This window comes from Dyella sp. BiH032 (assembly GCF_031954525.1).
GTDB lineage: Bacteria > Pseudomonadota > Gammaproteobacteria > Xanthomonadales > Rhodanobacteraceae > Dyella_D.
The window spans coordinates 3,798,759-3,824,974 of record NZ_CP134867.1; the positions used below are offsets into that span (position 1 = coordinate 3,798,759).

23 protein-coding genes are annotated in these 26,216 nt (G+C 67.6%); 7 read left to right on the forward strand and 16 right to left on the reverse strand.

Annotation, left to right across the window (positions count from 1 at the left end; genetic code table 11):
- Positions 1-91: 91 nt before the first annotated feature.
- On the reverse strand, positions 92-604 hold the full coding sequence (locus RKE25_RS16710; RefSeq protein ID WP_311842416.1) for a TetR/AcrR family transcriptional regulator: 513 nt from the start codon (positions 602-604) through the stop codon (positions 92-94).
- 252 nt (positions 605-856) lie between these two features.
- Here RKE25_RS16710 and RKE25_RS16715 point away from each other — a divergent pair, with 252 nt between their 5' ends.
- From RKE25_RS16715 to kynU, 4 genes are all read left to right on the forward strand, one after another.
- A complete protein-coding gene (locus RKE25_RS16715) occupies positions 857-2,944 on the forward strand; it encodes an FUSC family protein (protein WP_311839226.1) in 2,088 nt (695 codons plus the stop codon).
- Positions 2,945-3,659: 715 nt separating this feature from the next.
- Positions 3,660-4,673, forward strand: coding sequence for an amidohydrolase family protein (locus RKE25_RS16720; RefSeq protein ID WP_311839227.1), 1,014 nt, complete (start codon positions 3,660-3,662; stop codon positions 4,671-4,673).
- A gap of 18 nt (positions 4,674-4,691) precedes the next feature.
- Positions 4,692-5,198, forward strand: coding sequence for a hypothetical protein (locus RKE25_RS16725; RefSeq protein WP_311839228.1), 507 nt, complete (start codon positions 4,692-4,694; stop codon positions 5,196-5,198).
- A 130-nt stretch (positions 5,199-5,328) separates the two neighbouring features.
- On the forward strand, positions 5,329-6,609 hold the full coding sequence (gene kynU / locus RKE25_RS16730; protein ID WP_311839229.1) for a kynureninase: 1,281 nt from the start codon (positions 5,329-5,331) through the stop codon (positions 6,607-6,609).
- 119 nt (positions 6,610-6,728) lie between these two features.
- Here the strand turns inward: kynU and RKE25_RS16735 are convergent, their stop codons facing one another.
- Positions 6,729-8,132 (reverse strand): esterase-like activity of phytase family protein, encoded by a 1,404-nt coding sequence (locus tag RKE25_RS16735; protein WP_311839230.1) that lies wholly within the window; start codon positions 8,130-8,132, stop codon positions 6,729-6,731.
- Positions 8,133-8,364: 232 nt separating this feature from the next.
- Between RKE25_RS16735 and RKE25_RS16740 the strand changes: the two genes are divergently transcribed.
- A complete protein-coding gene (locus RKE25_RS16740) occupies positions 8,365-10,086 on the forward strand; it encodes a hypothetical protein (RefSeq protein WP_311839231.1) in 1,722 nt (573 codons plus the stop codon).
- Between the two features lie 351 nt (positions 10,087-10,437).
- Here the strand turns inward: RKE25_RS16740 and RKE25_RS16745 are convergent, their stop codons facing one another.
- The 14 genes from RKE25_RS16745 to RKE25_RS16810 form a co-directional block, all read right to left on the reverse strand.
- Complete coding sequence (locus tag RKE25_RS16745) at positions 10,438-11,502, reverse strand: IS30 family transposase (protein WP_311839232.1); 1,065 nt, start codon at positions 11,500-11,502, stop codon at positions 10,438-10,440.
- 242 nt (positions 11,503-11,744) lie between these two features.
- Positions 11,745-13,007 (reverse strand): glutamate-5-semialdehyde dehydrogenase, encoded by a 1,263-nt coding sequence (locus RKE25_RS16750; protein ID WP_311839233.1) that lies wholly within the window; start codon positions 13,005-13,007, stop codon positions 11,745-11,747.
- Positions 13,004-14,161 carry a glutamate 5-kinase gene (gene proB, locus RKE25_RS16755; protein ID WP_311839234.1) on the reverse strand — a complete coding sequence of 386 codons (1,158 nt, stop codon included), beginning with the start codon at positions 14,159-14,161 and terminating at the stop codon, positions 13,004-13,006. The genes RKE25_RS16750 and proB overlap by 4 nt, the downstream gene beginning before the upstream one ends.
- Positions 14,133-14,480: a cupin domain-containing protein gene (locus RKE25_RS16760; protein ID WP_311839235.1), complete on the reverse strand. Its 348-nt coding sequence runs from the start codon at positions 14,478-14,480 to the stop codon at positions 14,133-14,135. The genes proB and RKE25_RS16760 overlap by 29 nt, the downstream gene beginning before the upstream one ends.
- 10 nt (positions 14,481-14,490) lie before the next feature.
- Positions 14,491-15,786, reverse strand: coding sequence for an argininosuccinate lyase (gene argH / locus RKE25_RS16765; protein WP_311839236.1), 1,296 nt, complete (start codon positions 15,784-15,786; stop codon positions 14,491-14,493).
- 45 nt (positions 15,787-15,831) lie between these two features.
- Entirely contained in the window at positions 15,832-16,791 is a 960-nt protein-coding gene (argC, locus tag RKE25_RS16770; protein ID WP_311839237.1) for an N-acetyl-gamma-glutamyl-phosphate reductase, read from the reverse strand.
- A 1-nt stretch (position 16,792) separates the two neighbouring features.
- Complete coding sequence (locus RKE25_RS16775) at positions 16,793-18,058, reverse strand: acetylglutamate kinase (protein WP_311842417.1); 1,266 nt, start codon at positions 18,056-18,058, stop codon at positions 16,793-16,795.
- A 37-nt stretch (positions 18,059-18,095) separates the two neighbouring features.
- Positions 18,096-19,211 (reverse strand): acetylornithine deacetylase, encoded by a 1,116-nt coding sequence (locus tag RKE25_RS16780; RefSeq protein ID WP_311839238.1) that lies wholly within the window; start codon positions 19,209-19,211, stop codon positions 18,096-18,098.
- Positions 19,212-19,246: 35 nt separating this feature from the next.
- On the reverse strand, positions 19,247-19,684 hold the full coding sequence (locus RKE25_RS16785; protein WP_311839239.1) for a GNAT family N-acetyltransferase: 438 nt from the start codon (positions 19,682-19,684) through the stop codon (positions 19,247-19,249).
- A gap of 5 nt (positions 19,685-19,689) precedes the next feature.
- On the reverse strand, positions 19,690-20,886 hold the full coding sequence (locus RKE25_RS16790; protein ID WP_311839240.1) for an argininosuccinate synthase: 1,197 nt from the start codon (positions 20,884-20,886) through the stop codon (positions 19,690-19,692).
- Between the two features lie 34 nt (positions 20,887-20,920).
- Positions 20,921-21,388: an OsmC family protein gene (locus tag RKE25_RS16795; RefSeq protein ID WP_311839241.1), complete on the reverse strand. Its 468-nt coding sequence runs from the start codon at positions 21,386-21,388 to the stop codon at positions 20,921-20,923.
- The gene (locus RKE25_RS16800; RefSeq protein ID WP_311839242.1) at positions 21,378-22,007 is read right to left on the reverse strand and encodes an FMN-binding negative transcriptional regulator; all 630 of its coding nucleotides are present in this window, start codon (positions 22,005-22,007) and stop codon (positions 21,378-21,380) included. Before RKE25_RS16800 ends, RKE25_RS16795 begins: the two co-directional genes overlap by 11 nt.
- Before the next feature lie 10 nt (positions 22,008-22,017).
- On the reverse strand, positions 22,018-23,025 hold the full coding sequence (locus RKE25_RS16805) for an N-acetylornithine carbamoyltransferase (RefSeq protein ID WP_311839243.1): 1,008 nt from the start codon (positions 23,023-23,025) through the stop codon (positions 22,018-22,020).
- A 539-nt stretch (positions 23,026-23,564) separates the two neighbouring features.
- Positions 23,565-24,110, reverse strand: a complete 546-nt coding sequence (locus RKE25_RS16810) for a glycine zipper 2TM domain-containing protein (RefSeq protein WP_311839244.1) — start codon at positions 24,108-24,110, stop codon at positions 23,565-23,567.
- 170 nt (positions 24,111-24,280) lie between these two features.
- Here RKE25_RS16810 and cysS point away from each other — a divergent pair, with 170 nt between their 5' ends.
- Complete coding sequence (cysS, locus tag RKE25_RS16815; protein ID WP_311839245.1) at positions 24,281-25,663, forward strand: cysteine--tRNA ligase; 1,383 nt, start codon at positions 24,281-24,283, stop codon at positions 25,661-25,663.
- 71 nt (positions 25,664-25,734) lie between these two features.
- On the forward strand, positions 25,735-26,172 hold the full coding sequence (locus RKE25_RS16820) for a SufE family protein (protein WP_311839246.1): 438 nt from the start codon (positions 25,735-25,737) through the stop codon (positions 26,170-26,172).
- Positions 26,173-26,216 lie beyond the last annotated feature (44 nt).

The window sequence follows — 26,216 nt, forward strand, 5'->3', positions numbered from 1 at the left end:
CTCCCCCTGGGTTTGCCTGCAGAACAGCCAAAACCAAACGTTTGGTTTTCTACCAGACAGCATAGGGGCCTGTAAAGCGGTTTTTATGAAGCTACAACAGGTTACGTACCTGTTTACTGCATTCCCGCAGGGCCTCTTCTTCCCCCGCGATCTGCAGCCAGATCACGGCGCCCTCGATCCGGGCCAGGGCGTCCGTGGACAGCCGGTGCGCTTCGGCCTCGTCGTAGCGGGATCGCAGCAAGTCGGCCAGCAGGTCGCGCCAGTCGCGGAAGAACTGCTGGATCATCCCGCGCGCCTCGTCGCTCTCCTGCAGCGCGTCGGGCCACAGGTGAACCAGCGCGCAGACGCGGTGCTGGATGTAGTAGCTCTCCACCGCATCGATCATGCCGTCCAGCCGCGCCTTCTCGCTCAGGTCCGCGCGCCGGGCCTCCGCGAAGACACCGTCCTCGAACAGGCCGATGACGTGCTGGATCACCTCGATCAACAAACGCTCCTTGTTGGGGAAGTGGTGATAGATGCTGCCCTTCAGCAGGCCGCTTGCCCGGCCGATGTCGGCCATCGAGGTGCGCCGGTATCCCTTGCTTCGAAACAGCGAGAGCGACACCTCGATCAAGTTGGACGGATCTGTCTTCATGTTGATGTTGGCCTTCCAGGAATGCGATGCCGGCGTCCATCCCGGGACAGCGCGGCGGCCTACTGTACGAGATTTGACCACCTTGACGCCCCGGAACACGCTCACCGTTCGAGCTATGCATATCCGCCATGGCGCGCCAACGGGCGCGCGCAGCCGTCTTTCCGCCGTCTTCAGCCTGTGTCAGGCAGAATCCCGCGGATCGTTTAGGAGTGAACGAGAGCCATGCCTGCCGGCGGTTATTCGCTACGCGCCACTGTCATCGAGAGCCTGCTGACCGCCAAGCGTCCCGACGTGCCTCCGCGCGTCGTGCTGCGCAATACGGCGGCGGTGATCCTGCCGCTGGCAGTCGGCCTGGCCACGGGTTATCCGGCGGTCGGCCTGGGTGTCGCCGCGGGCGCGCTCGACACGATGTTCTCCGACCAACCCGGGCCTTATCGCCAGCGCATGTGGCAGCTGTTCCTCGCCTCGCTGGCCGCCGCCCTGGCCTCGGTGCTGGGCTTCCTGATCGGCGACCAGCTGCTGCCGATGCTCGTGGCAACCGCAGCGTTCGGTTTCTTCGGCGGCATGCTGGTGGTCTTCGGCACGGACATCGCGCGTGTCGGCATGACGAGCATGATCCTGCTCGTGGTGACCGCGGCCTCGCCCACATCGCTGGCCGGCGCGCTGAGCGGCGCCGGGCTGATCTTCGCCGGCGGCCTGCTGCTGGCCCTGTTTTCCGTCGCGGCGTGGCCGCTGCAACGCTACCGCCCGGAGCGCCATGCGCTGTCCGAGGTCTACCGCGGGCTCGCCAGCCTGGCCCGGCAGCAGGCGCACGACGACGCCGACGTGCCCGCGCTCACCGTCGCCATGACCACGCTCCAGCACACGCTGCTCGGCCGCCACCATGCGCGCGGCCGCGCGATGGAGGCATTCCGCGTGCTGCTGGAGATCGCCGAACGCATCCGCCTGGAGCTGATCGCCATGGCCGAACTGCGTGCCAGCCCCGGCGTACACGCAATGTTCCGCGGCGATGCGGCGCGCGTGCTCGCGGCGATCGCCGATGCGCTCGAAGCGGGCGAGTCGCCCCGGCAGGCCGAGCGCGCATTGCAGACGCTGCAGGCGAGCGAGAACGCGCTGCTCGGCCGCGGCGGCTCGGGCGAGGGATTGGCGGCGCACATCCACGCACTCTCCGGCCAGCTCGCCGCCGCCGTGCGCAACGCCAACTGGGCGGGCAGCCGCGGCGAACTGCGCGCCTCGGCCGCGGAAACGCCGCTGCCCGCGGCGCTGCGCGCGGATTCGGCGCTGTCCACGCTGCGCGCCAATCTCACGCCGCGCTCGGTGGCGTTCCGCCACGCGGTGCGCAGTGCGCTGTGCCTCAGCGCGGCGCTGCTCGTCGCGCGCAAGCTGGCCCTGCCGCACGGCTACTGGCTGCCGATGACCGCCGCGATCGTGCTGCGTCCCGACTTCGGCGCCACCTTCAATTTCGGCTTCCTGCGCGTGGTCGGCACGGTGCTCGGCCTGGTGCTGACCACGGCCCTGCTGCACGTCACGCCGCACGACCCTTGGGCGCACCTGGCGGTGATGGCCGTGCTGTGCATGGCGTTCCGCTATCTGGCCAACGCGCATTACGGCGTGGCGGTGGCCGCGCTGACGGGCACGGTGGTCATCCTGCTCTCATTCGAAGGCGTCAATTCCAGCGCCGCGGTCGCCGACCGCGTACTCAACACGGCACTGGGCAGCGGCATGGCGCTGCTCGCCTACGTGCTGTGGCCGACCTGGGAACGCGGCCGCGCACGCGCCGCGCTGGCGGACATGCTCGACGCGTACGCCGGCTATCTGCAATCGCTGTCGCGCCCTGACCGCCGCGATGCACACCGCGAAGCGCGCACCGCCGCACGCACCGCGCGCACCAACGCCCAGGCTTCGCTCGACCGCATGCGCGCCGAGCCCGCCACTCCGTCGCACCTGATGGACCTGGCCAGCACCCTCTTCGCCAACGGCAACCGCCTCGCACGCACCGCAATGACGCTGGAGGCGGTGATCGACGACCACGACAACCTGCCCGAGACCACCGAGATCGCCGCCTTCGTCGAACACGTCGCCTCCGCCCTGCACCTCGTCGCCAACGCCCTGCGGGACCACCAAGCCCCCACCACCCTGCCCGACCTCCGCGCCCTCCAGCGCAGCCTCGCCTCCTTGCTGTCCATGGCCGAGGACCGCCGCGCCGCCGAACTGCTCGATCGCCTCAGCGACCGGCTGGTAGACAACGTGAACACCCTTGCGCACATCGTTGAAAGGGGGGCAAGGGAGAAGGCGGCGACGGTGGCCTGAGTGGTTGGGGTGCTAGCGAGCGTGTTGGTGTGCATTGCCGCGCTGGGACTCTCCGACGGTTAGCCACGATCAACGCGGCGGTTTGGCTCGAACTATGTTGGCGCGAGCCCCGCCCCTCATCCCGCCTTCTCCCCGGAGGGGAGAAGGAGAAGTGAATACCGAGGCAAGAACAAACAAGAGCGAGCGAAGCGACGCTCCGTAACGCTCTTGATCTGCCGGGTTCCCCTCGCGGCGGTGAGGGCTGGACGATCAGGCCGCCGAAGGCGGGCGGGGACAGGACGTCCCCGCCTTTTCGATTCGGGCATGGATGCCCGATCGAAAAGCCCGGCCAGCCCTCAACGCACCCGGAGGTGGCGAAGGCCACCGGAGGGCGCCGCGCAGGGTGCCGTTTCTTCTTGGTTACTTCTTCTTTGGGCAAGCAAAGAAGAAGTAACTTGCTCTCCGGCAGGAGAGCGAAACCCTCGCCCCGCGAGGGGCGAGACACGACTGGCGACCACCTCCCGACTTGAGCGAACGACGCAGTCACAAGCGCTGACACGGCCATCAGCGCTCGTGCAGGCACACACCCCCAACCCACGCCAGCCCAAACACTCCCGCTCGCGACAAACAAACCGAAGCACACACCACGCGCGCCCCGCGCAAAAAACACCCCCGCCCCCCCCTTTGCCGCGCCGCGACAAGGCACCATCCCCCTCAACCCCCTACACTCCTGCGCATGCTCAAGATCGACACCCACGCGCACGTCCTCCCCCGCGACTGGCCGAATCTTGCGGCCAAGTACGGCGACAACCGCTTCCCCGTCATGACCCATCACGACGGCAAGCACCGGATCTACAAGGACGGGAAATTCTTCCGCGAAGTCTGGGAATCGGCCTTCGATCCCCAGCACCGCATCGACGACTACGCGCGCTTCGGCGTCGACGTCCAGGTCGTCTCCACCGTGCCGGTGCTGTTCTCCTACTGGGCTCCCGGCTACCAGGCCCTCGACCTGCACCGGCACCTCAACGATCACGTCGCGGGGCTTTGTCGCGACTACCCGCGCCATTACGCCGGCATCGCCACCGTGCCGTTGCAGTCGCCGGATTTGGCCATCCGCGAGCTGGAGCGCTGTATCGACGAGCTCGGCCTGCAGGGCGTGCAGGTGGGCTCGCACTGCAACGACTGGAATCTGGACGCGCCAGAGCTATTTCCGTTCTTCGAGGCTGCGGCGGACCTGGGCGCGGCGGTGATGGTCCATCCCTGGGACATGATGGGCACGGACAGCATGCCCAAGTACTGGCTGCCCTGGCTGGTCGGCATGCCGGCGGAACAGTCGCGCGCCGCGTGCTGCCTGGTCTTCGGCGGCGTGCTGGAGCGGTTGCCGCGGCTGCGCGTGATGCTGGCGCACGGCGGCGGCAGCTTCCCCTGGAGCATCGGGCGCATCGAACACGGCTTCCGCATGCGCCCGGACCTGGTCGCCACGGACAATCCGCGCAATCCCCGGGAATATCTCAAGCGGCTATATTTCGACTCCTGCGTGCACGATCCGCAGGCCCTGCGGTATCTGCTGGATGTGACCGGCGTCGAGCGCGTGATGCTCGGCACCGACTATCCTTTCCCGCTGGGGGAGCAGCATCCGGGCAGCGGCATCGAGGCCCTGGGGCTGGACGAGGCCGCACGGGCGCGCCTGTTCCACGGCACGGCGCTGGAATGGCTGGGGCTGCCCCGTTACCGTTTCGCTTCTGACTGATCGAGAACAGGATCCGGCATGAGTTTTTCCCGCACTATCCTCCTGGCCGGCGCCCTGCTGCTGGCCGGCACGGTCCACGCCACCGAGGTGGCCATGGCCAACGGCACCGTTCATTTCGCCACGCCCGACGGCTGGTTGGGCATCATGGAAACCCAGGGCGACCCCGAGTCGCGCGTCTTCCAGGTGCCGGACAGCTCGCCCACCGGCAGCACCGCCCTGGCGCGGGTCACCGTGACCGTGAAGCAGGTGGCGGACGTCGCCGCATTCCAGGACTACGTGAACACCGCGACGACCAAGGCCAAGGGCCTGACCGGCTACCAGTCCGGCGGCAGCCCGGCGCCGAACGCCAGCACCTATACCGCGCAGGAGAACGGCTCGCAGTTCAGCTACGTGGAGCGCTACTGGTTCCGCGAAGGCCACGCCATCCAGCTCCGCTGCGCGCGCCCGGCCCAGAGCCAGGCGGGTCCGGGCTGGAAGGCGGCCTTCGACAAGGGCTGCGACGCTATCGCCGACCGCCTGAAGTAAGCGCGCGGCGCGGCGAGGCCCGGGCTTGCGCCCGGGCCTTTTTCGTTTCGGCGGCCCGGTCGCGCCCAGGCTACGCGGTCCGCCACGCAGGCTCTAAGCTTTAGCGCCGTTCCGCGCGAGACGAGAGCCGATGTCGACTGCCTACCAAGCCACCGCCGAATGGGCCCGTGCCCAGGATGTCGCCGACCCGCTGCGCGCGTTCCGCGACGAGTTCCTGATTCCTCCGCACGAGGGCCGCGACAGCCAGTACTTCTGCGGCAACTCGCTGGGTCTGCAGCCGCGTGCAGTGCGCGACGCGGTCGCCGCCGAACTCGAAGACTGGGGTGCGCTCGCGGTGGAAGGCCACTTCAAGGGCCGCCTGCCATGGATGGACTATCACGAGTTCGTGCGCGACGGCCTCGCCGAGGTCGTGGGCGCGCTGCCTTCCGAAGTCGTCGCGATGAACACCCTGGGCGTGAACCTGCACCTGATGATGGTGAGCTTCTACCGCCCTACCCCAGACCGCCACGCCGTCCTGATCGAAGCCGGCGCCTTTCCCACCGATCGCTACGCGGTGGAATCGCAGATCCGCTACCACGGTTTCAGCCCCGCGCTTTCGCTGATCGAACTGCAGCCGGACGAACCGAATGGCACGCTCTCCCAGACGGCCATCGAGCGCGCCCTGGCCGAGCATGGCGACCGGATCGCGCTCGTGCTGCTGCCGGGCGTGCAGTACCGCACCGGCCAGGTGTTCGACCTGAAGGCCATCGTCGGACTCGCCCATGCGCAGGGCTGCATGGTCGGCTTCGACCTCGCGCACGCCGTGGGCAACCTGCCGCTGAGCCTGCACGACAGCGGCGCGGACTTCGCCGTGTGGTGCAGCTACAAGTACCTCAATGCCGGCCCGGGCGCCGTTGGCGGCGCCTTCGTGCACGAACGCCACGCGCATACTGAACACCTGCCCCGCTTCGCCGGCTGGTGGGGCCACGACAAGCATTCGCGTTTCCGCATGGGGCCGGAGTTCGTGCCCACGCCGGGCGCAGACGGCTGGCAGATTTCCAACCCGCCGATCCTGTCGCTGGCGCCGCTGCGCATTTCGCTGGACATCTTCCACCGCGCGGGCATGCCGCGGCTGCGCGAGAAGTCGCTGCACCTCACCGGCTATCTGGAATGGCTGGTGCAGACGCAGCTGGGCGACCTGCTGGAATCGGTGACGCCGCGCGATCCGTCGCGGCGCGGCTCGCAGCTGTCCATCCGCGTGCTCGGCGGGCGCGAACGCGGGCGCGCGCTGTTCCAGTACCTGCTGGACCGCGGCATCGTCGGCGACTGGCGCGAGCCCGACGTGATCCGCATTTCGCCGACGCCGCTGTACAACCGCTTCGAGGATTGCGTGGCGTTCGCGGAGGCGGTACGGGCGTGGGGGCAGGGGTGATCTCGCTGCGCGGGTGCGGACGCCGCGAGGCATCCGAAGCGGCGGGTTGAGACGATTCGCTCCGCAGGGCCCCTCACCCCGGCCCTCTCCCCGTAGAGGAGAGGGCATGAGGCATGCGCTTACTTGCCTTCGCAGCGCGGATGCTCGAAACGCTGCGGCTTCAGGCCGGGCAGATCGGCATCGTCGAAGGCGAACACGAAGAAGCGGTTCGGATTGTCGGCGCCCTGCGGGTGCAGGCTGTCGGTGATGTCCGGCAGGAAGTCGTTGTCGTTGGCGAGGAACAGCGTGTGACGGCGCCGGCCGTCCTGCACCACGTCCGGACCGAGGCTCAGGCCCTCGAGCTTGGCCGGCACTTCCGAAGGCGCCAGACCGTGGCGCCCCAGCTCAGCAAGCACGTCGAGGAACGGCGTCTTGTTGACGGCCGCCGCGGCGAGTGCGGTGGCGCCGCTGAGTTTGCTCACTTCCGTCGCGCCATCCAGGTCGATCAAAAAGACACGCTTGAACTTCGCTTCCGATCCGTCGACAAAACCCTTGCCGTCGCGTTCGTCGACCAGCAGCTGATGATCGTTCACCGCCAGGATCTCGCTGACGCCGTTGTACTTGGGTTTGCTCGCCGTGCCGGTGTTGCTCAGCGGATAGGCGTACTCGCGCACCTCGCGCGTGCGCAGGTCGATGCGCACGATGCGCAGCACCGGCGCGCCGTCGCCGCCGTCCTGGAGCAGCGGCGCCTGCATCGCACCGAACAGCGTGCGGCCGTCCGGCGAGATCGCCAGGCCTTCCATGCCTTTGTTGGCGACGCGGCCGGCGCTGTTTCCGGCGATCTCGTCGGCGCCGTGCGGCGAGGTCTTCGCCACATAGAAGTGCGCCGGCAGCGCATAGCTGTCGAGGCGCCGGCCGGTGTGGCGATCGAACTTGTAGACGTAGGGACCGTACTCGTCGGACACGTACACCGCATCGCCATCGGCCGAGGCGCGGATGCCTTCGGGGTCCAGGCGGGCATCCAGCATCCAGCCGGAACCGCGTGCAGGATCGGCATTGTCGGAACGGCCGGTGAAGTAATGGCGGAACCCGTGGTTCGCGCGCGGGGCGCCGTCCGGCAGGTTCGCCGCGCGGCCGTCACCGTAGTAGAGACCGTAGGCATCCCACAGCAGCGTGGTGCGCTCCAGCGTCGGCGTCAGGGCGAATGGCAGCGCGGCATCCGGGCCGGCGGGGCGCAGCGCCATGCGCAGCGTATGGAAGCGCGGGATGTAGGAGGTCGTGTCGTCCACCGCGGCGTCATAAGAGACCGCGTTCGGGCCGCGATCCGGCAGGGCCAGGAAGGTGTTGCAGCCGGCGTAGGCGAGGCCGGAGCCCAGGCCGCCGAGCAGGTTGCCCGGCACGCCGTTCTCCAGCGGGCCGGCCGTGCGGACCGCGCGATCGCCCTGGTGGGCGTCCAGGCTGCCGATGGCGATCAGCTCGACGCCGGCATGGGCCTGCGAGGCGGCGAGCGCGGCGATCAGGGCGAGAGCGAACTTCGAACGCATGCGGGGCACTCCTGGACGGGATCGGTCCGCCCAGCCTGCGGCCCATGCATTGCCGCGCTGTGACGCTTGCGTGACCCTGCCAGCCGGGCGTTGCGGCATGCGATCCGCTGCGCGCTTCGGCCTACCTGGGGAGCACCCCAGGTAGGGAACGCCCCAGCTAGGGTTCGCCCCAGGTGCATCTTTCATGACAGCGGGATTACGGTCAGACCGAAATCCCCGCTGGAGCGCGCCCATGAACATGAAACTCGACGGCGCGGTGGCGCCTCGCGTCCTGCCCGAACTCGACCCGCAGACGACCGTCAGGACCGACGCGCGGGCCACGCCCGCCGACCACAGCTCGACACCGCAGCTGCCCTATAACCCGCACGTCTCCCAGGCCTATTACCGGACCCCGGACGGCGGCGGCGATGCCGGAAAGCATGCGTCCGACGACGAGATCAAGCAGACCGCGCACGAGATCCTGAAAACGGGCGACCGTTTCATGCTGGTCGATGACTACGACAGCCGCATGGTCCGCTTCAGTCAGGAAATGGCCAAGCTGGATACCGAATCGCGCGCAAAACTGGTGCAGCAGCTGCTGAGCAAGGACCACGGTGCGCTGCAGTCGTGGATGAAGCTGGACATTCTCGACCGCATGCACAACGAAGGCCGCACCGACGGCGCCGGTTATGCGGCGGTCGCCGACGGCTTCGCCCAGGCCTATACCAGTGGGCGCATCGATCAAGGCAAGGCCGAGACCTTCCTGCAGATGCAGACGCTCACCGAACGCGCACCGGCCCTGGTCGACAAGCAGTGGCGGCAGCTGCGCGACTTCCTTGGCGCGGGCGACGCTTCGCCATCCATGCAGGCCTTCCGCGAGCAGTTCGCCGGCAAGCTGCTCGCCGACGGCCACGGCCCGCATGCGGCCGGCATCGCCATGCAGATAGCCGCCGATTCCGGCGACCCTGGCATGCCCGCACGTGTGTTCGCAGGTATACCGGAGGACAAGCGCGATGCCGCGTTGCAGGCTATCGGCCAGTCCAGCATCGGCTTCCAGAATTCGCTCGGCGCGGTGGATGGGCTGAAGAACCCGATGGCCGCCTTGATCGAATCCGTGGCGCAGCAGCCGGCGTCCAAGGACACCGACGCCCTGGCCGTGCAGATCGCCCGCTACGCCAGTTCCGCCGATCACCAGATCTTCTACGACATGTACACCGACAAGCCGATCGGCCCGGTGTCCACGGCGTTGACGCATCTGCTGGCGGGCGAACACGGCAAGGCGGTGCTGGATGAACTGTCCGTCTGGGATACGACCGGGGTACCCGGCAAGGACGGCCATGCAATGCAGTTCGGCGAGAACGCCATCGAACTGGGCAATCTGCTGCGGCTGACGGTATTCAATCCGGACAACAAGGAATCGTCGGCAGCGATGAAGACGATCACCGAGTGGACGCAGCTGCGCAAGGAGATCGCGACCTCGGGCCAGGAAAAGGACGGCATCAGCGTGACCGACGCACGCAGCCAGCTGGGCATGCTCGGCGGCGCGGCCATGGATGCGATGCAGCAGGCCAAGATCGACAGCGACCAGCGCGCCGCGGCCAACGAGAAGCTGGTCGGATTCGTGGTCGATGTGGCGCTTTCCGCCGTACCCGGCGGCGGCACCGTCAGCGGCGTCGTGGGCCCGCAGCTCAAGAACGTGTTCGGCAACAACCCCAAACTGGACGGCGTGATCGACGAAGCACTCAAAGGCGCCGACACCCTCAGCACGGCCCAGACCGACGCCCTGAAAAAGAAGCTCACCGACGCGCTCAACGGCGACCAGAAAGCGCTGGAAACCTTCCGCCTGGACGCGAGCAACTTCATCAACAAGTCGGTACTCAACGGGTTGCCGGAGAACGGGCCGATGGCATCGGTGGATATCGTGAAAGGGCATATCCAGAACGTGCTGGACAATATCGACGACAACCGGAAGTGAGGTGATGGAGTTGTTCGGTGGTCGTAGGAGAGGTTCCGGCGAGCCCCCGCCCCTCATCCCGCCTTCTCCCCGGAGGGGAGAAGGAGAAGTGCGGTACCGCGGCAAGCAGCAACAACAAACAAGAGCGAGCGAAGCGACGCTCCGAGTTGCTCTTGATCTGCCGGGTTCCCTTCGCGGCGGTGAGGGCTGGACGATCAGGCCGCCGCAGGCGGGCGGGGACAGGACGTCCCCGCCTTTTCGATCAGGGCATGGATGTCCTGTCGAAAAGCCCGGCCAGCCCTCAACGCACCCGCAGCAGCGAAGGCTGCGGAGGGCGCCGCGCAGGGTGCCTTTCTTCTTGGTTAGGCGGTGTCAATCTAGAAGTGCATCATCGATGGCCTGAGCGAGGTCATCGTGCCCCATGGCACGCATGAACATCTCCGCCGGACAGTGGTAGCCCAAGGTGGCTCGGGGCCGAAGGTTCATCTCCTGAGCGATGGCATCCAGCGCTCGCTGGCTATGCACGGACAGATCGGTGCCTTTAGGGAGGTACTGCCGCAGCAGGCCGTTGGTGTTTTCGCAGATGCCCCGCTGCCAGGGGCTGCGCGGATCGGCGAAATAAATGCTCAAGCCGGTACGTTCGGACAAGGTCTTGTACAGCGCCATTTCCTTGCCCTGGTCATAGGTCAGTGTCTGGCGAAGCTCCGGCGGCACGCCCTGGAAGGCGCGACTGAAGCCCTCCAGCGCCTCCTGGGCCGAACACCCCTTCATCTTGACCAGCTTCAGGAACAAAGTGCGTCGATCCACCAGCACCCCCACCGACGATCGGTTACGCGCCCCCTTGAGGAAGTCGCCTTCCCAATGGTCTGGTAACAGGCGCTCGTTGGCCTCCGGCGGGCGGTCATGAATACTCGGCAGATCCTGCATGCGGCCGCGCCGGTTCGCCCCTTGGCCACGCGGACGGCGTGCGCACTTGTGTTGGCGCAGCAAGGCCACCAGCTCACGCCGCAGTTCGCCACGCGGCATGGCATAAATCGCGGTGTAGATCGTCTCATGGGACACGTGTTTGGCCGGCTCGTCAGGATGCTGCCGGCGCAGTGTGCGGCTCACTTCTTGCGGTGACCAGCGGCGCGCTAACAGCTGGCGCACCAGGGGCCACAAGGCCCCATCACGATGTAGCTTGCGCCGTCGGCGTGCCTTGCGCGCGAGCCGTCGAGCCCGCGCACCGGCACGGCGGGCGTCATAGCCAAGTGTCGGACGACCCATGCGCGGACGCTCCGCCGGTTCGCGGTGCCCATTACGCGCCAATTCCCGGGAAATCGTGCTAGCCGAACGGCCTAGCAGCCGTGCCAGCTGCCGAGCGCTCTCGCCGCGTGCCTTGCCCACCATGATCGCGCCCCGTTCTTCGGCGCTCAGATGGCTGTAATGCTGTCCCATGCATCACCGTGTCGTGGGGGTGGTGCACTTGATGTTAGAGACCGCCTTACTTCTTCTTGGGCAAGCAAGAAGAAGTAACTCGCTCTCCGGCAGGAGAGCGAAACCCCTCGCCCCGCGAGGGGCGAGACCAGACTGGCGACCACGTCGCACCGGATCCCAGCCACGCCGGAATGACGAGTAGGTGAGGCCGAGGCGACCCTGAGCGCCGCGTTGGGGTCCGCAGGCTCACTCCAACCTACGGCCTACGGCCTCGATGACGGGTGCCTCACCTGCCCCACCCCGCGCACCACAAAACGCTCCACCGTAAGCGCCTCCGCCCCCATCGGCCCATACGCATGCAAACGCGTCGTAGAAATACCGATCTCGGCGCCGAGCCCCAACTCCCCGCCATCGCTGAAACGCGACGAAGCATTCACCATCACCACCGCCGAACGGATACCGCGCACGAAGCGGCGCGCTGCATCCACGTCGCCCGTCGCAATCACTTCGGTATGGTCCGAACCGTAGCGGCGGATATGCGCCAGCGCGTCCTCCAGATCGTCCACGATGCGCACGGCGAGAATCAGATCGAGATACTCGGCCGCATAATCGGCCTCGTCCGCCGCCTTCATCGCCGGCACCAGCGCGCGGCTGCGCTCGCAGCCGCGCAATTCCACCTGCCGGCGGCCCAGGGCGTCGGCGGCGCGCGGCAGGAATTCGGTGGCGATGTCCTTGTGCACCAGCAACGTCTCTAGCGCATTGCACACGCCGGGGCGCGAGGTCTTGCCGTCCACCAGCAGGTCCAGCGCCAGGGACGGGTCGGCCGCGCGGTCCACGTAAAGGTGGCACACGCCCTTGTAGTGCTTGATCACCGGCACGCGCGCATGCTCGGCCACGAAACGGATCAGGCCTTCGCCACCGCGCGGGATGGCGAGGTCGACGATGTCGGTCAGCTGAAGCAGCTCCACCATGGCTTCGCGGCTCAGGTCCGTGATCAGCGTGAGCGCCGCGTCGGGCACGCCGTGCGCGGCCAGCGCGCTGCATAGCAGGCGCGCGATCGCGGTGTTGGAATGCACGGCCTCCGAGCCCCCACGCAGGATCACGCCGTTGCCGGCCATGAGGCACAGCGCGGCGGCGTCCGCGGTGACATTGGGGCGCGCTTCGTAAATCATCGCGATCACGCCGAGCGGCACGCGCACCCGCTCGATCTGCAGGCCGTTCGGGCGCGTCTCGCGACGGGTGACCACGCCGACGGGATCGGGCAACTGTGCCACCTCGCGCAGCGCGGCAACGATGCCGGCGACGCGCGCCTCGTCCAGGCGCAGGCGATCGAGCATGGCGCCCTGCACGCCTTTATCCCTGGCTGCAGCCATGTCCCGCGCATTCGCTTGCAATACCTCGGCGGTGCCGGCATGCAGGGCCTCCGCCATTGCGCGCAGCAGCGCACGCTTGGCTTCGGTATCCAATTCGGCCATGACCAGGGCCGCGTCGCGGCAGGCCAGCGCCTGGGTTCGCATCTCGCTCATCGATTCGTCTCCGCCAGGACGACCAGGTCGTCCCGATGCACCACTTCCGCGCCGTAGCTGTAACCCAGCACGGCGTCGATCTCGCTGCTGTGCCGGCCCGCCAGGCGGCGCACCTCGGCCACGCCGTACTGGCACAGCCCGCGCGCCACCGGATGCCGCGCCGCATCCACGATCTCCACCATGTCGCCGCGATGGAATTCACCCTCGATGCCCACGATGCCGCCGGGCAGCAGCGAAGCGCGTCCGCCGGCGAGTGCGCGCGCGGCGCCGTCGTCCACCTGGATGCGCCCCGGCGCCGCCGGCGCGTGGCGAAGCCAGTACTTGCGCGCCTGCATGCGGCTGCGGGGCGCCTCGAACAGCGTGCCGTGCAGGCAGTCTTCGGCAAGCGCGGCCACGGTCTGTGCGTTGCGGCCATCGAACAGCACCGTGGGAATGCCGGCCGCGCCGGCTTTCACCGCCGCCTCCAGCTTGGTGCGCATGCCGCCGGTGCCGACGCTGCTGCCGCTGCCGCCGGCCATCGCCATCACCTCCGGCGTCAGTTCGGGCACGCGATCGATCGGCACCGCGTTCGGATTACGCCGGGGATCGGCGTCGTAAAGCGCGTCGATGTCCGAAGCGATCAGCAGCAGATCCGCGTCGACCAAGGCGGCGACGATGGCAGCGAGGTTGTCGTTGTCGCCGAGCTTGAGCTCGTCCACCGCCACGGTGTCATTCTCGTTGATCACCGGCAGCACGCTCAGGCGCAGCAGTTCGCGCAGCGTGGCGCGCGCATTGAGATAGCGGCGGCGGTGGCGCAGGTCGTCGTGGGTCAGCAGAACCTGGGCGACCGGGCGTTCCGACAGCGACTGCCACAGCGCGATCATCGGCGCCTGCCCCAGCGCGGCGAGCGCCTGCCGCGCGGCGAGGTCGTCGCCGGCACGCTGGCGCAGCAGTGCGCGGCCGGCGGCGACGGCGCCGGAGGACACCAGCACCAGCTGGCGCCCGTGGGCATGAGCCTGAGCGATGAACGCCGCGAGCGCTTCGGCGTGGCGCGGCGTCAGGCCGCCGCCGTCGGCGGCCAGCAGGTTGCTGCCGACCTTGAGCACGGCGCGCCGCCACGACGGCAGGCTTTGCGCGGGCAGGCGCTCAGCCATCGACCGCCTCCCGGTCGCCATGGCTCTTGGGCGAGGAGACGACCACGAAGCGGACGTCCGCGGCCGATTCGTTGCGCATCTGGTGCGCCGAACCCGGTGGCACGTGCAGCCCCTGGCGCGGACCGAGCGCATGCGCCACGCCATCGAGTTCCAGCACCGCTTCACCCTCCAGCACATAGAAGAACTGGCGGGCACGTACGTGGCGATGGCGCACTTCGGCGGTGCCGGGCGGCATGCGCTCCTCGATCACGCTGAGGTCGTCCCCTTGCAGGAGGTGCCAGCCGTCGCACTGCCGGCCCCAGGTGTAATGCGGTGCGTTGGCGGTGCTGACGGCGCTCATTGGCCTGGCCTCAGTGATCGAGCGCGGCGAGCCGCGCCGTCAGCTCGTCCAGCCGCAGGTCGTGGCCCGCGCCGGGCGACACACGCGCAGCGAGGCTGCCTTCGGGCGTGCGGCCTTCGCCGGCCGAAGCCGCAGTCTCCGCCGCCGCGCGGTAGGCATCGCGGAACGGCACGCCGGCGGCGGCCTGTTCGATCGCCACGTCGGTGGCGTACATCGCCGGCTCGATCGCCGCGCGCATGGCCGCCTCATTCCACTCCATCCGCGCCAGCAGGTCCGGCACCAGCTCCAGCGCGGCCAGACCGTGGCGGCAACCATGGAACAGCGAGCCCTTGGAGAACTGCAGGTCGCGCTGGTAGCCCGAGGGCAGCGACAGCAGCTGTTCGATCTCGGTGCGCGCGGCGGCGACGCTGGCGTAGCTCGCGCGCAGCAGCTCCACCACGTCGGGGTTGCGCTTGTTGGGCATGATCGAACTGCCGGTGGTGTACTCCGACGGCAGCTTCACGAAACCGAATTCGGCGGTGGTGAACAGCGACAGGTCCCAGGCGAGCCGACGCACGTCCAGCAGCGCGGCGGCGATCGCTTCCAATACGGCCATTTCGAACTTGCCGCGCGACAGCTGCGCATAGATCGGCGACACCTGCATGCGCGCGAAGCCCAGTGCGCGCGTGGTGTGCTCGCGGTCCAGCTTCAGGTTGACGCCATAGCCCGCGGCGGTGCCGAGCGGGTTGCAGTCGATCAGCGCCATGGTCTGGCGCGCGCGCAGCGCATTGTCGATGGAGCCTTCGGCGAAGCCGGCGAACCACATGGCGGTGGACGACACCACCGCGCGCTGGATGTGGGTGTAGCCGGGCATCGGCACGGCCGGCTGCGCGGCGCGCGCGAGGCAGACTTCCGCGATGGCGCGACAGTGGCGTTCCAGCGCGGCCAGCTGGTCCTTCAGCCACAGGCGCGTGGCGACCAGGATCTGGTCGTTGCGGCTGCGCCCCGTATGCACGCGGCGCCCGGCGTCGCCGAGGCGTTCGGTCAGGCGCGCCTCGATGGCGGAATGGCCGTCCTCGTAGCGTTCGTCCAGCACAAAACGGCCGGCCTGGAAATCCTCCGCCAGGACATCCAGTTCCCGCTTCAGCGCGGCGGCTTCGTCGGCGCTGACCACGCCGATGTTGGCAAGGCCTTCCACGTGCGCCTTGCTGGCGGTGATGTCGTGCAGGAAGAACTCGCGGTCCAGCACGACGTCGTCGCCGGCGAGGAAACGCATGATCTTGGCGTCGATCTGGATGCCGGACTTCTGCCAGAGAGGTTGGGTCATGGGGGTGTCCTGAAAACGTGTAGCAGACAACGTGACGCGCGCGCGTCAGGCGTCCAGCGGGATGGCGGTGCACTCGTCCACGCCGATCGCGCGGTTGATGTTCTGCATGGCCTGGGTGGCGGCGCCCTTGAGCAGGTTGTCGAGGGTGGCGACCACCACCACGCGCTTGCCGTCCACCGAGACGGCGAAGCCGCCTACCTCGGCGTGGTGCTTGTGCGCGATGTGGCTGACCCACGGCGCCTCGTCCACCACTTTCACGAGCTTCTCGCCTTCGTAGGCATGGCGAAAGCGCTGCAGGATGTCTTCGCGCTTCATCGGACGCACGAGATAGAGATTCGTGGTGACGGTGAGCCCGCGGAAGTGCGGCGCGACGTGGGGCATGAATTCCACCGGCACGCCAAGATGGCGGCTAGCCTCCTTCTCATGTGTGTGACCGGTGAGCGAATACGGCATCAGGTTGTCGCGCAGCTTTTCCGGGTCGTTCTTGTCCGACGGCGTGGTGCCGGCGCCGGAGTAGCCGGACACGCCGAAGCTCACCGGCGGTGCCGCCAGCATGTCCTTCAGCGGCGCGATGGAGAGCTGGATCGCGGTCGCATAGCAACCGGGATTGCTGATGCGTTTCTCTCCCCGCCATTTGCCGCGGGTCAGCTCGGGCAACCCGTAGTACCAGCGCTCGTCGAAACGGTAGTCGGCGGAAAGGTCCAGGAGCAGCGTGTCGGGCTTCGCCGCGTCGATCGCTTCGACGTACGGCGCCGCCTTGCCGTTCGGTAAGGCCAGCACCACCACGTCCGCGCCTTGCGCGGCGACCGCGGCAGGATCGAGGCTGGCGTAGCGCAGCTCGCCGGGGAAGCCGTCCACGTGGTCGGCCACGCGCTGGCCGTCCAGTTCGCGGGACGAAACGAAGCTCAGCTCCAAGGCCGGGTGCGCGGCGATCAGGCGGATCAGCTCCGCGCCGGTATGGCCGCGTGCGCCGACGATGCCAATGGTCTTCTTGTCGTTACTCATGTCAGTCCACCAGGGTCGCGGGCCGGGTCGCGCAGTGCGCGACGCAGCGCTCGATCTCGCCGAAGTTCTTCAACCCGTACCAGAACACCTTCCAGCGTTCCTGCTTGAAGCAGCCGTCCGATTCGGCGTAGTAGAAGATGTTGACCTGGTTGCCGTGGCGCGAACGCCAGAACAGCTGCGGGTTCTCGTCGCGCATCACCTGCCACACGGCACGGCCCAGGCCCTCGCCCTGCGCGTCGTCCAGCACGGCGAACTTGTCGAGATACGGCAGGCCGTCTTCCCAGGTCAGGATCATCGCGGCGCGATAGTTTTCGCTCACGTAGATGCGATAGGGCTTGGTGCGTGCGAAGTAGTCCGGCACCACCTTGCGGCCGAAGCTCGACTCGATCAGCCCGCGCATGCGTTCCTGGTCGATGCCGTCCCACGATTCGAAGCGCTGCACCTTCTCGCCTCGGCGCACCAGCGTGCCGGAGCCCTTGTGGGTAAACAGCTCCTTAGCCAGCTCGGACGGACGCGTGATCGACACCGACGAGGTCAGCGGCAGGCTCGACAGCAGATCGGCGATCTGCTCGATCTTCACGCGCATGCCGCCGTTGATCCACGGCTGCTGCATGAGGTGGTCGTACTCGGTGCTGAGGTTGATCGAGTCGATGATCCGCCCCTGGTCATCCAGCAGGCCGCCGGTGCCGGTGAGGAACACGATCTTGTACGGCTGCAGCACACGCACCAGCTCGTTGGCGGCGAAGTCCGCATTGATGTTGAGGATCTGGCCTTCCTCGGTCTCGCCCAGGCTGGCGATCACCGGAATAGAGCCGGCGCGCAGGCTGGCCTCGATGGGCGCGAGGTTGATGCTGGTGACCTTGCCCACCAGACCGTAGGTGTCGCGGTCCAGGTATTCGGAGGTGAACACGCCGGAAGGCACCGACGTCGCGCGCGTATCCATCTCCTGCAGCGCCTCGACCAGGCGCAGGTTCTGCGCCTGGAAGACCTTGCGCACGATCGCCAGCGCCCTGGGCGAGGTCACGCGAAGGCCGTTGACGGTCTGCTTCTCGATGCCGGCGGCGGAGAGCTCCTCGTCCAGCTGCGGGCCGGCCCCGTGCAGGACGATCGGCGTCAAGCCGACCTGCTGCAGGAACGTCAGCGACGACGTAAGCGCCGGCAGGTCGTCGCGCAGCACCGCGCCACCGACCTTCACTACCGCGAAGCGCTTGGCATCGAGCTGCGAGAAGCGCTTGAGGTACTGCTGGATTTCCTTGGTGCTGCCCATGCTCGACAGCAGCCGAACGATGGTCTTGCGAGTGTGCTTATGCGCTTCCACGGTTGACGATCCGGTAAATGGTTTGTGCGTAATGGTCGAGCTGTTCGAGCGATACCCATTCGTCCGCGGCATGCGCCTGGGCGATGTCGCCGGGGCCGTAGACGAAGGAGATGTAGCCGGCGGCGGAGAACAGCGCCGCCTCGGTCCAGAAGTTCACGGCATTGCCGACGGGAATGCCAAGCTCGTCGGCCAGGTCGCGGGCGGCCAGGCGGCGGGTTTCCGCCGTGGCGGTGTCGCCGGCCGGCAGCGAATCGCCGCGGAAGGTTTCGCCGAACTCGACAGGGTGCGGTTCCACCAGCGTGCGGAACGTTTCCAGCATCTGGTCCGCATCCATCGAAGGCAGCGGGCGGAAGCCGAAGCGCACGTCCGCGGTCGGCGCGATGACATTGGCCTTGATGCCGCCCTCGACCTTGCCGATGTTGAAGCGCAGGCCGGTCAGGCCGCCGAAGCGCTCGTGCGCCTGCTTCTCTACGTAGTCCAGCGCGGCCGTGCCCCAGCGCACCGCCTGGTGCAGCGCACTGTCGGACGGCTTCTGCTCGCCGGACGCGTGGCCGGCCTTGCCGCTGAAACGCATCTGCACCGAATGGATGCCGCGGTGCGCCAGCACGGCCTCACCCTTGGTGGGCTCGGCGACGATCACGGCTTCGTAGTCGTGCACGCCCTGCTCCGCCTGTCCCTTCAAGAAGCCGGCGATGCAGCGCGCGTCGTTGGCTTCTTCGTCGGTGGAAAGCAGCAGCGCCATGTCGCCCTGGGTCGCATTGGCGACGGCGAGCAGCGCGGCGGCCGCGCCCTTGATGTCGCAGGCGCCCAGGCCGATGGCGCGGTCGCTTTCGACGCGCAGCACGTGCGGGTCGGCGCTCCAATGCGGCGAATCGGGCACCGTGTCCAGGTGCACATTGAACAGGTACTTCGGCTTGCCGCGCACGGCGTAGAGATTGACCGCGCCGGCGCCGAAGTCGGTGACGGTGACGTCGAAACCGGCGAGATGCTCGCGCAGGTAGTCGAAGATACCGCCGGTGCCGATCTCGCGCGGGGGATTGCGCGTGTCGTGGCTGACCAGTGCCCGGAGATGCCTGAGGGTGTCGTCGAGTAGTTGGCTCATGAGGTCCGTCTTTGTCTTTGTGTTTTCCGGGGATGTCATCGTCGGGCGGACTGGTAGATGCCCGGCTTGTAGATTTCCATCAGAGTGTCCGGGTTATGCGGCGGAGTGAATCCATAACGCGCGTAAAGCGCATGGGCGTCGAAGGTGGCGAGGGTGAAGCGGCGCAAGCCCTGCAACTGGGGATGCGCCATCACCGCCTCGACCACGGCCTTGCTGTAGCCCTGCCCGCGGTACGGGGGCAGGACGAACACGTCGACCAGGTTGGCGAACGTGGCGAAGTCGGAAATGACCCGCGCGAACGCCACCTGGGCCTGGCCGAGATAGCCGCCGAAGCACAGCGAATGCTCGATGGACTTGCGCACCGTATCGAACGAAATCCCCTTCGCCCAGCTGGAGCCGGTCGAGAGGAAGTCATGGATCAGGGCAAGGTCCAGCTCGCTCTTTTCCGTACTGATGCGCAAGGTCTCGCTCATGCCGCTCAGCCCTTGCGGTTCACTTCGGCCCACAGGGTGCTGCTCATGCCGAACAGCTTGATGAAGCCCTCGGCCTCGGCCACGCCCCAGTCGGCGGACTGCGCATAGGTGGCGCCCTTGGCGTTGAGGATGTGCGGCGAGCGCACTTCCACTGCAGTCACCTGGGCGCCCGAGGTTTCCAGCACCACTTCGCCGTTGACCTGCTGCTGGCTGGAGGCGAGGAAGGCTTCGAGGTCGGTCTTGATCGGATCGTGGAAGAAACCTTCGTAGACCACCTCTACCCACTTGCGCGCGATCTCGGGCTTGAAACGGTTCTGCTGCTTGGTCAGCACGGCCTCTTCCAGCGCGCGGTGCGCGGCCAGCAGGGAGATCAGGCCGGGGGCTTCGTACACGATGCGACCCTTCAGGCCGATGGTGGTGTCGCCGGTGTACATGCCGCGGCCCACGCCGTAGGGCGCGAACAGTTCGTTGAGCTTGGCCAGGATCTTGGCGCCCGGCAGCTTCTGGCCGTTGAGCGACACGGCCTCGCCCTGCTCGAACGCGAGGGCCACGCTGAGCTTTTCGGACGGCCATTCGGCGCGCGGCTTGCACCAGCCGCGCGCGCCTTCGCCCGGCGCCTTCCACTGGTCGATCTCGCCGCCGGACAGCGTCACGCCCAGCAGGTTCTCGTTGATGGTGTAGCTCTTCTGCTTGGCGCGCACGGGGAAGCCACGCTCTTCCAGATAGGCCTGCTCGTAAGCGCGGGTCTGCGTGTGTTCCTTCTGGATCTCGCGGATCGGCGCCACGATCTCGTAGTCGCCCAGCGCCTTCACGGCCAGGTCGAAACGCACCTGGTCGTTGCCCATGCCGGTGCAGCCGTGCGCGATCGCGCGGGTGCCCACTTCGGCGCAGCGCTTGATAGCGGCGTCGACGATCAGATAGCGGTCGGACACCAGCAGCGGGTACTGGCCCTGGTAGCCCTCGCCGGCCCACACGAACGGCTTGACGAAGCCTTCCCAGATGGCCGGGCCGCCGTCGACGGTGACGTGGCTGGCTACGCCCAGCTCCTTGGCGCGCGCTTCGATGTAGGCGCGCTCCTCGGCGTCCACGCCGCCGGTGTCGGCGAATACGGTGTGCACGTTCCAGCCGCGCTCCTTCAGGTAGGGCACGCAGAAGCTGGTGTCGAGGCCGCCGGAGAAGGCGAGGACGATGTCTTTGCTCATGGCTTTTCGGGGATCCTGGGTGGAAAGGAAACGGTCAGGCGGAAACGACGATGCGCGGTTCGCAGCGCACCGGGAAATTCATGGAATTGGCGATGAAACAGGCGTGGTGCGCGTCTGCGTGCAGCGATTCGGCTTTCGCCGCGTCACCGGCGGCGATGGTGACTTCGGGGCGCAATACCACTTCCGTGAAGCGGCCGCCCTTGGCATCGACGACCAGCAGGCCTTCGGCACGATCCACGTACTGGGTGACCACCACGCCCGCGTCTGCCGCCAGATGCAGGTACCACAGCATGTGGCAGGCCGAGAGCGAGGCGACCAGCATGTCTTCGGGATTGTGCTTGGCGGCATCGCCGCGGAACGCCGCGTCGGACGAGCCGGCGATCACCGGCCGGCCCGCCACGCGGATCTCGTGGTCGCGGCCGTAGCCTTGGTACGTACGCGTGCCGTCGCCGCGGTTGCCGGTCCACACGACGTCGACCGGATAACGATGTTCATGCGCCATCGGTCAGCTCCTTGGTTGCGGTCATCAGGTCAGCCAGGTCGCGGTCATGGCGATGCGCGCGCTCGCGCAGACCTTCGACCACGCCGGCGCGATTGCGGGCGGGATGGTTCTGGCTCAGCTTGAACTTGGCCTCGATGCGTTCGATGGCGATGTCCAGTCCGACGATCGCGCCGAGCATCTTGTCCACGTGGTCGGCCGGCGCGTCGTCGACGCGCCATGGCTGGGCCTGCGCGGCTTCGTGACGGTCGGTAAGCCGATCGAGCAGAGCGCGCAGCCAGGCCTTGTCCTCGACCACGCGCAGGGTGCCGCGCACGTGCACTACCGCGTAATTCCAGGTGGGGACTTCACGGCCGGTCTCGTGCTTGCTGGGATACCAATTGGGGCTGACGTAGGCGTCGGGCCCCTGGAAGATCGCCAGCACCTCGGTACCACCCGCTTCGGCCAGCTCGTTGACGCGTGCGACGTGACCGTGGAGCCGCCCATCGACCAGTTCCAGCGGAAGGTGATTGGCAGTGACGCCCGTCTCGCCCGTCGTGACGACAGTGGCGAACGGATAACTGCGTATCAGCGCCCGCAGGGCGTCTTCGCGCGTTTCCTGGAACGAACGAGGCAGGTACACGGGCGTGCGCTCAGCGCTGGCCGAGCAGCGAGGCCATTACCGCCTTCTGCACGTGCAGGCGGTTTTCCGCCTCGTCGATGGCGATGCAGTACGGCGCATCCATGACGCCGTCGGTAGCCTTCACGTTGCGGCGCAGCGGCAGGCAATGGCTGAACAGGCCGTTGTGGGTGAGCGCCATCTTCTGCTCGTCGACAATGAAGTGCTTGTGCGCGTCGCGGATCGGCTTCTCCTGTTCCCAGCGGCCGAAAAACGGCAGCGCGCCCCAGCTCTTGGCGTACACCACTTCGGCGCCGGTGTAGGCTTCCTCGATGTCATGGCTGACCCGCAGCGAGCCGCCGTTGGCCTTCGCATTCTCGTAGCCGGCCTGCATGTAGCGCTCGTCCAGCACGTAGTCCGGCGTGGGGCACAGCAAGGTCACGTCCATGCCCATCTTGGTGGCGATCAGCAGCGCCGAGTTGGCCACCGCGGTGTTGAGCGGCTTGGGGTGATAGGTCCAGGTGAGTACGTACTTCTTGTTCTGCAGATCGCCCAGGTGTTCCTTCATCGCCATCGCATGCGCCAGCTCCTGGCAGGGATGGGTGATCGTTTCCATGTTGATCACCGGCACGGTCGCGTACTGGGCGAAAGCCTTGATGACGCGGTCCTCGCGGTCCACCGACCAGTCCTGGAACTTGGGGAAGGCGCGCACGGCGATCAGGTCGACGTAGCGGCTGAGCACGCGCGCGACCTCGGCGATGTGCTCCTCGGTATCGCCATCCATGACGGTGCCGACGTCGAATTCGATCGGCCATGCGTCCTTGCCGGGCGCCAGCACGATCGCGTGGCCGCCGAGATGGAAGGCGCCCAGCTCGAAGCTGGTGCGGGTGCGCATGGAGGGATTGAAGAACAGCAGCGCCACCGACTTGCCGGCCAGTTGCTGTCCACGGGGGGAGCGCTTGAACGCGGCCGCCTGGTCGAGCAGCGCGTCGATCTCGGCGCGGGTGTAATCCTGAGTGGTGAGAAAGTGGCGAAGCGTCATGTCATGTCTCTTCTATCGATCCGAAACGTTGGCCCTGCCCGACAACCGCCGACAGCCGAACCACTGCTTACAACTCCCGGCCGAGCCGGTTTCCCCTTGCGTACCCCAAAACCGAAACACAAAAAAACCCGGCGCGATGGCCGGGTTCTTTGTCGTCGATGCGCATGAAATGCGTGCGACAGCCTACCCGGCCGTATGTCGGACCAGCGGTCGGCGCGCACGCGACGTCATGCCAGCGGCCATGCGGGCGCTGGTGAGTACGGTGGCGGTATAGACGGCTGCGGACATGCGGGTTCCGGGTAGGTGAACCGGCATGATGACGGGATTTCCGCTGCTGTGCAACAGGCGCGGCGACCCGGCCCGGGTTGAGGAAGAGGAGCGGCAGGCGCATTGCCGGGCGGCTACCGGCCGTGGCGAATGGCGGAGGCGGCCTCCCCGGCATACAAAGCCTCTCCGCGCTGCCAACTTCCTATGCCGCAACAAAAAAAACCGCCGCCCGAAGGCGGCGGCTGGTCTGGACTCCCCACGACAGGTCCGGCTTAATCCGCCGGGGCCACGCTGACCCGGACGCGCAGGCGCTCGCCCGGATCGTAATTCAGCCGCGACACATAGACCTCGCCGCGGTAGCGGTACTCGACATCGTAACCCATGATGCGGCGCTGCTCGCTCACCGCGGCGACCTGGCGGCAGCGGGTTTCGGTGGACTCGTACTCGCCCCCGCCGCTGCGGGACACGCCGTTGCCGACGGCGCCACCGACCACGGCACCGGCCACGGTCGCCGCGCGGCGGCCATCGCCCTTGCCCACGGTGTTGCCGAGCACGCCGCCGACCACGGCGCCCAGGATGGTGCCCGCGGCGCTGCCGCTGCCCGGCTCGCGGCGGACCACCTGCTGGTCGTAGCACTCCTGGCGGGGGACCTCGGTGCGCGACACACCATAGACCGGATCGACGCGCAGCACGTCCGCCCAGCCGTAATGGGTGTTGTCGTCACTGGGGTAACGGTCGTTGGGATAACGCGCGTCCTGCGCGGCGACGCTGGCGGCGGCGAGGCACATCATCAGCGCGGGGAAAAACAGCTTGGTCATCGCGGCCCTCCGGCGGGACTTCAGGCGCGCTTCGTTGCGCTTGTGTGAATTCCAGCAAAACATCTATGAATCGACGCTTAGAATGGCCGGCCACCACCCGGGCCGCTTACAGCTTGTTAAGATGCCCGGCTGGCCCGCGCGCCGCGCGGCCCTATCCGGAACCGACGTCGATGCCGATCACGCTCTACAACAGCCTCACCCGCCGCGCCGAACCGTTCGCCCCGCGCGATCCGCAGCGAGTGACCATGTACGTGTGCGGCCCCACGGTCTACAACTACGTGCATATCGGCAACGCGCGCGGCCCGGTGGTGTTCGACGTGCTGGCCGGACTGCTGCGCCGGCACTATCCCAAGCTGGTCTACGCCCGCAACATCACCGATGTGGACGACAAGATCAATGCCGCGGCGAAAGAAGCCGGCTGCGCGATCGGCGTCGTGACGGAGCGCTACACGGAAGCCTACCGGGAGGACATGGCCGCCCTCGGCATCGCCCCGCCCGACCTGGAGCCGAAGGCCACCGCCCACATCGGCCAGATCATCGCGATGATCGAAAGCCTGATCGCCAGCGGCAACGCCTACGCGGCCGAGGGCCACGTGCTGTTCGAGGTGGGCACCTACCCGGCCTATGGCGCCTTGTCGGGCCGCGATACCGAGGAGCTGATCGCCGGCGCCCGCGTCGAGGTGGCTCCCTACAAAAAGAACCCCGGCGATTTCGTGCTATGGAAGCCCTCCACGCCTGACCTGCCGGGTTGGGACAGCCCCTGGGGCGTGGGCCGCCCCGGCTGGCACATCGAGTGCTCCGCCATGTGCGAGGCGCACCTGGGCGAGACCATCGACATCCATGCCGGTGGCGTGGATCTCCAGTTCCCGCATCACGAGAACGAGATCGCCCAGTCCACTTGCGCGCACGGCGGCAAGACCTTCGCGCGCTGGTGGCTGCACAACGGCATGCTCACCTTCGACGGTCGGAAGATGTCCAAGTCGCTGGGCAACGTGCTGAAGGTGCACGAATTGCTGAAACAGCACCCGCCCGAGGCGCTGCGCCTGGTGTTGCTGCGCGGCCATTACCGCCAGCCGCTGGACTGGTCCGACGAGGCCGTGACGCAGGCAGTGAGCACCCTGGACGGCTGGTATCGCGTGCTGCGCGACCTGGCCGATGTCGCCCTGCCGGAAGGGCCGTTGCCGGTGCCGGAAAAGGTCGAGGCCGCGCTGTGCGACGACCTCAATACGCCGCAGGCGCTGGCCGAGCTGTCGCAGCTCGCCGATGCCGCGCGCCAGAGCGGCGAAGCGGACAGGCAGGCAGCGAAGGCGGCCCTGCTGGGCGGCGGCGCGCTGCTGGGCCTGCTGCAGCAGAACCCGGAAGCATGGTTCAAGCACGGCGGTGCGGCGGCGATCGACGCCGACCAGGTCGAGTCCCTGCTGGAAGAGCGCCGCGCTGCCCGTGCGGCCCGCGACTTCAAGCGCGCGGACGCGATCCGCGACGAGCTGAGCGCCATGGGCGTGGTTATCGAGGACGGCGCACAAGGTACGCGCTGGAGCGTTGCCAAGGGCTGATGCAGGGTCGGCGCGGGCACGCGCGCCGGCCTTCGCCATCGGATCGGGCGAAACGCGCGATAATGCGCGGCATGAACACTATGGCCGCACCCGGCGCCGAGCAGGCGCAGCAGGACATCATCGACGAGTTCGCCTTCTTCGGGGACTGGACCGAGCGCTACCAGTACCTGATCGATCTCGGCAAGCAGCTTCCGCCGCTTTCCGAGGAACTGAAGACCGAGGCTTACCGCGTGCATGGCTGCCAGTCGATGGTATGGCTGGTGCCCGATGGCGACGCCTCGCGCATGCAATTCCGCGCGACCAGCGACTCGGCCATCGTCGCCGGCCTGATCGCACTCGTGCTGCGCGTGTATTCCGACCGCCCGGCGCAGGAGATCGTGACCACGGAGCCGCGCTTCATCGAAGCGATCGGCTTGGCCAAGCATCTTTCGCCCACCCGGTCGAACGGCCTCGCGGCCATGCTGGCGAAGCTCAAGGCCTACGCGGCCGCCGCACTCCAGCCGGCCTGATACGGCAACGCGCCACAAAAAAGCCCCGTGCTCGACGGGGCTTC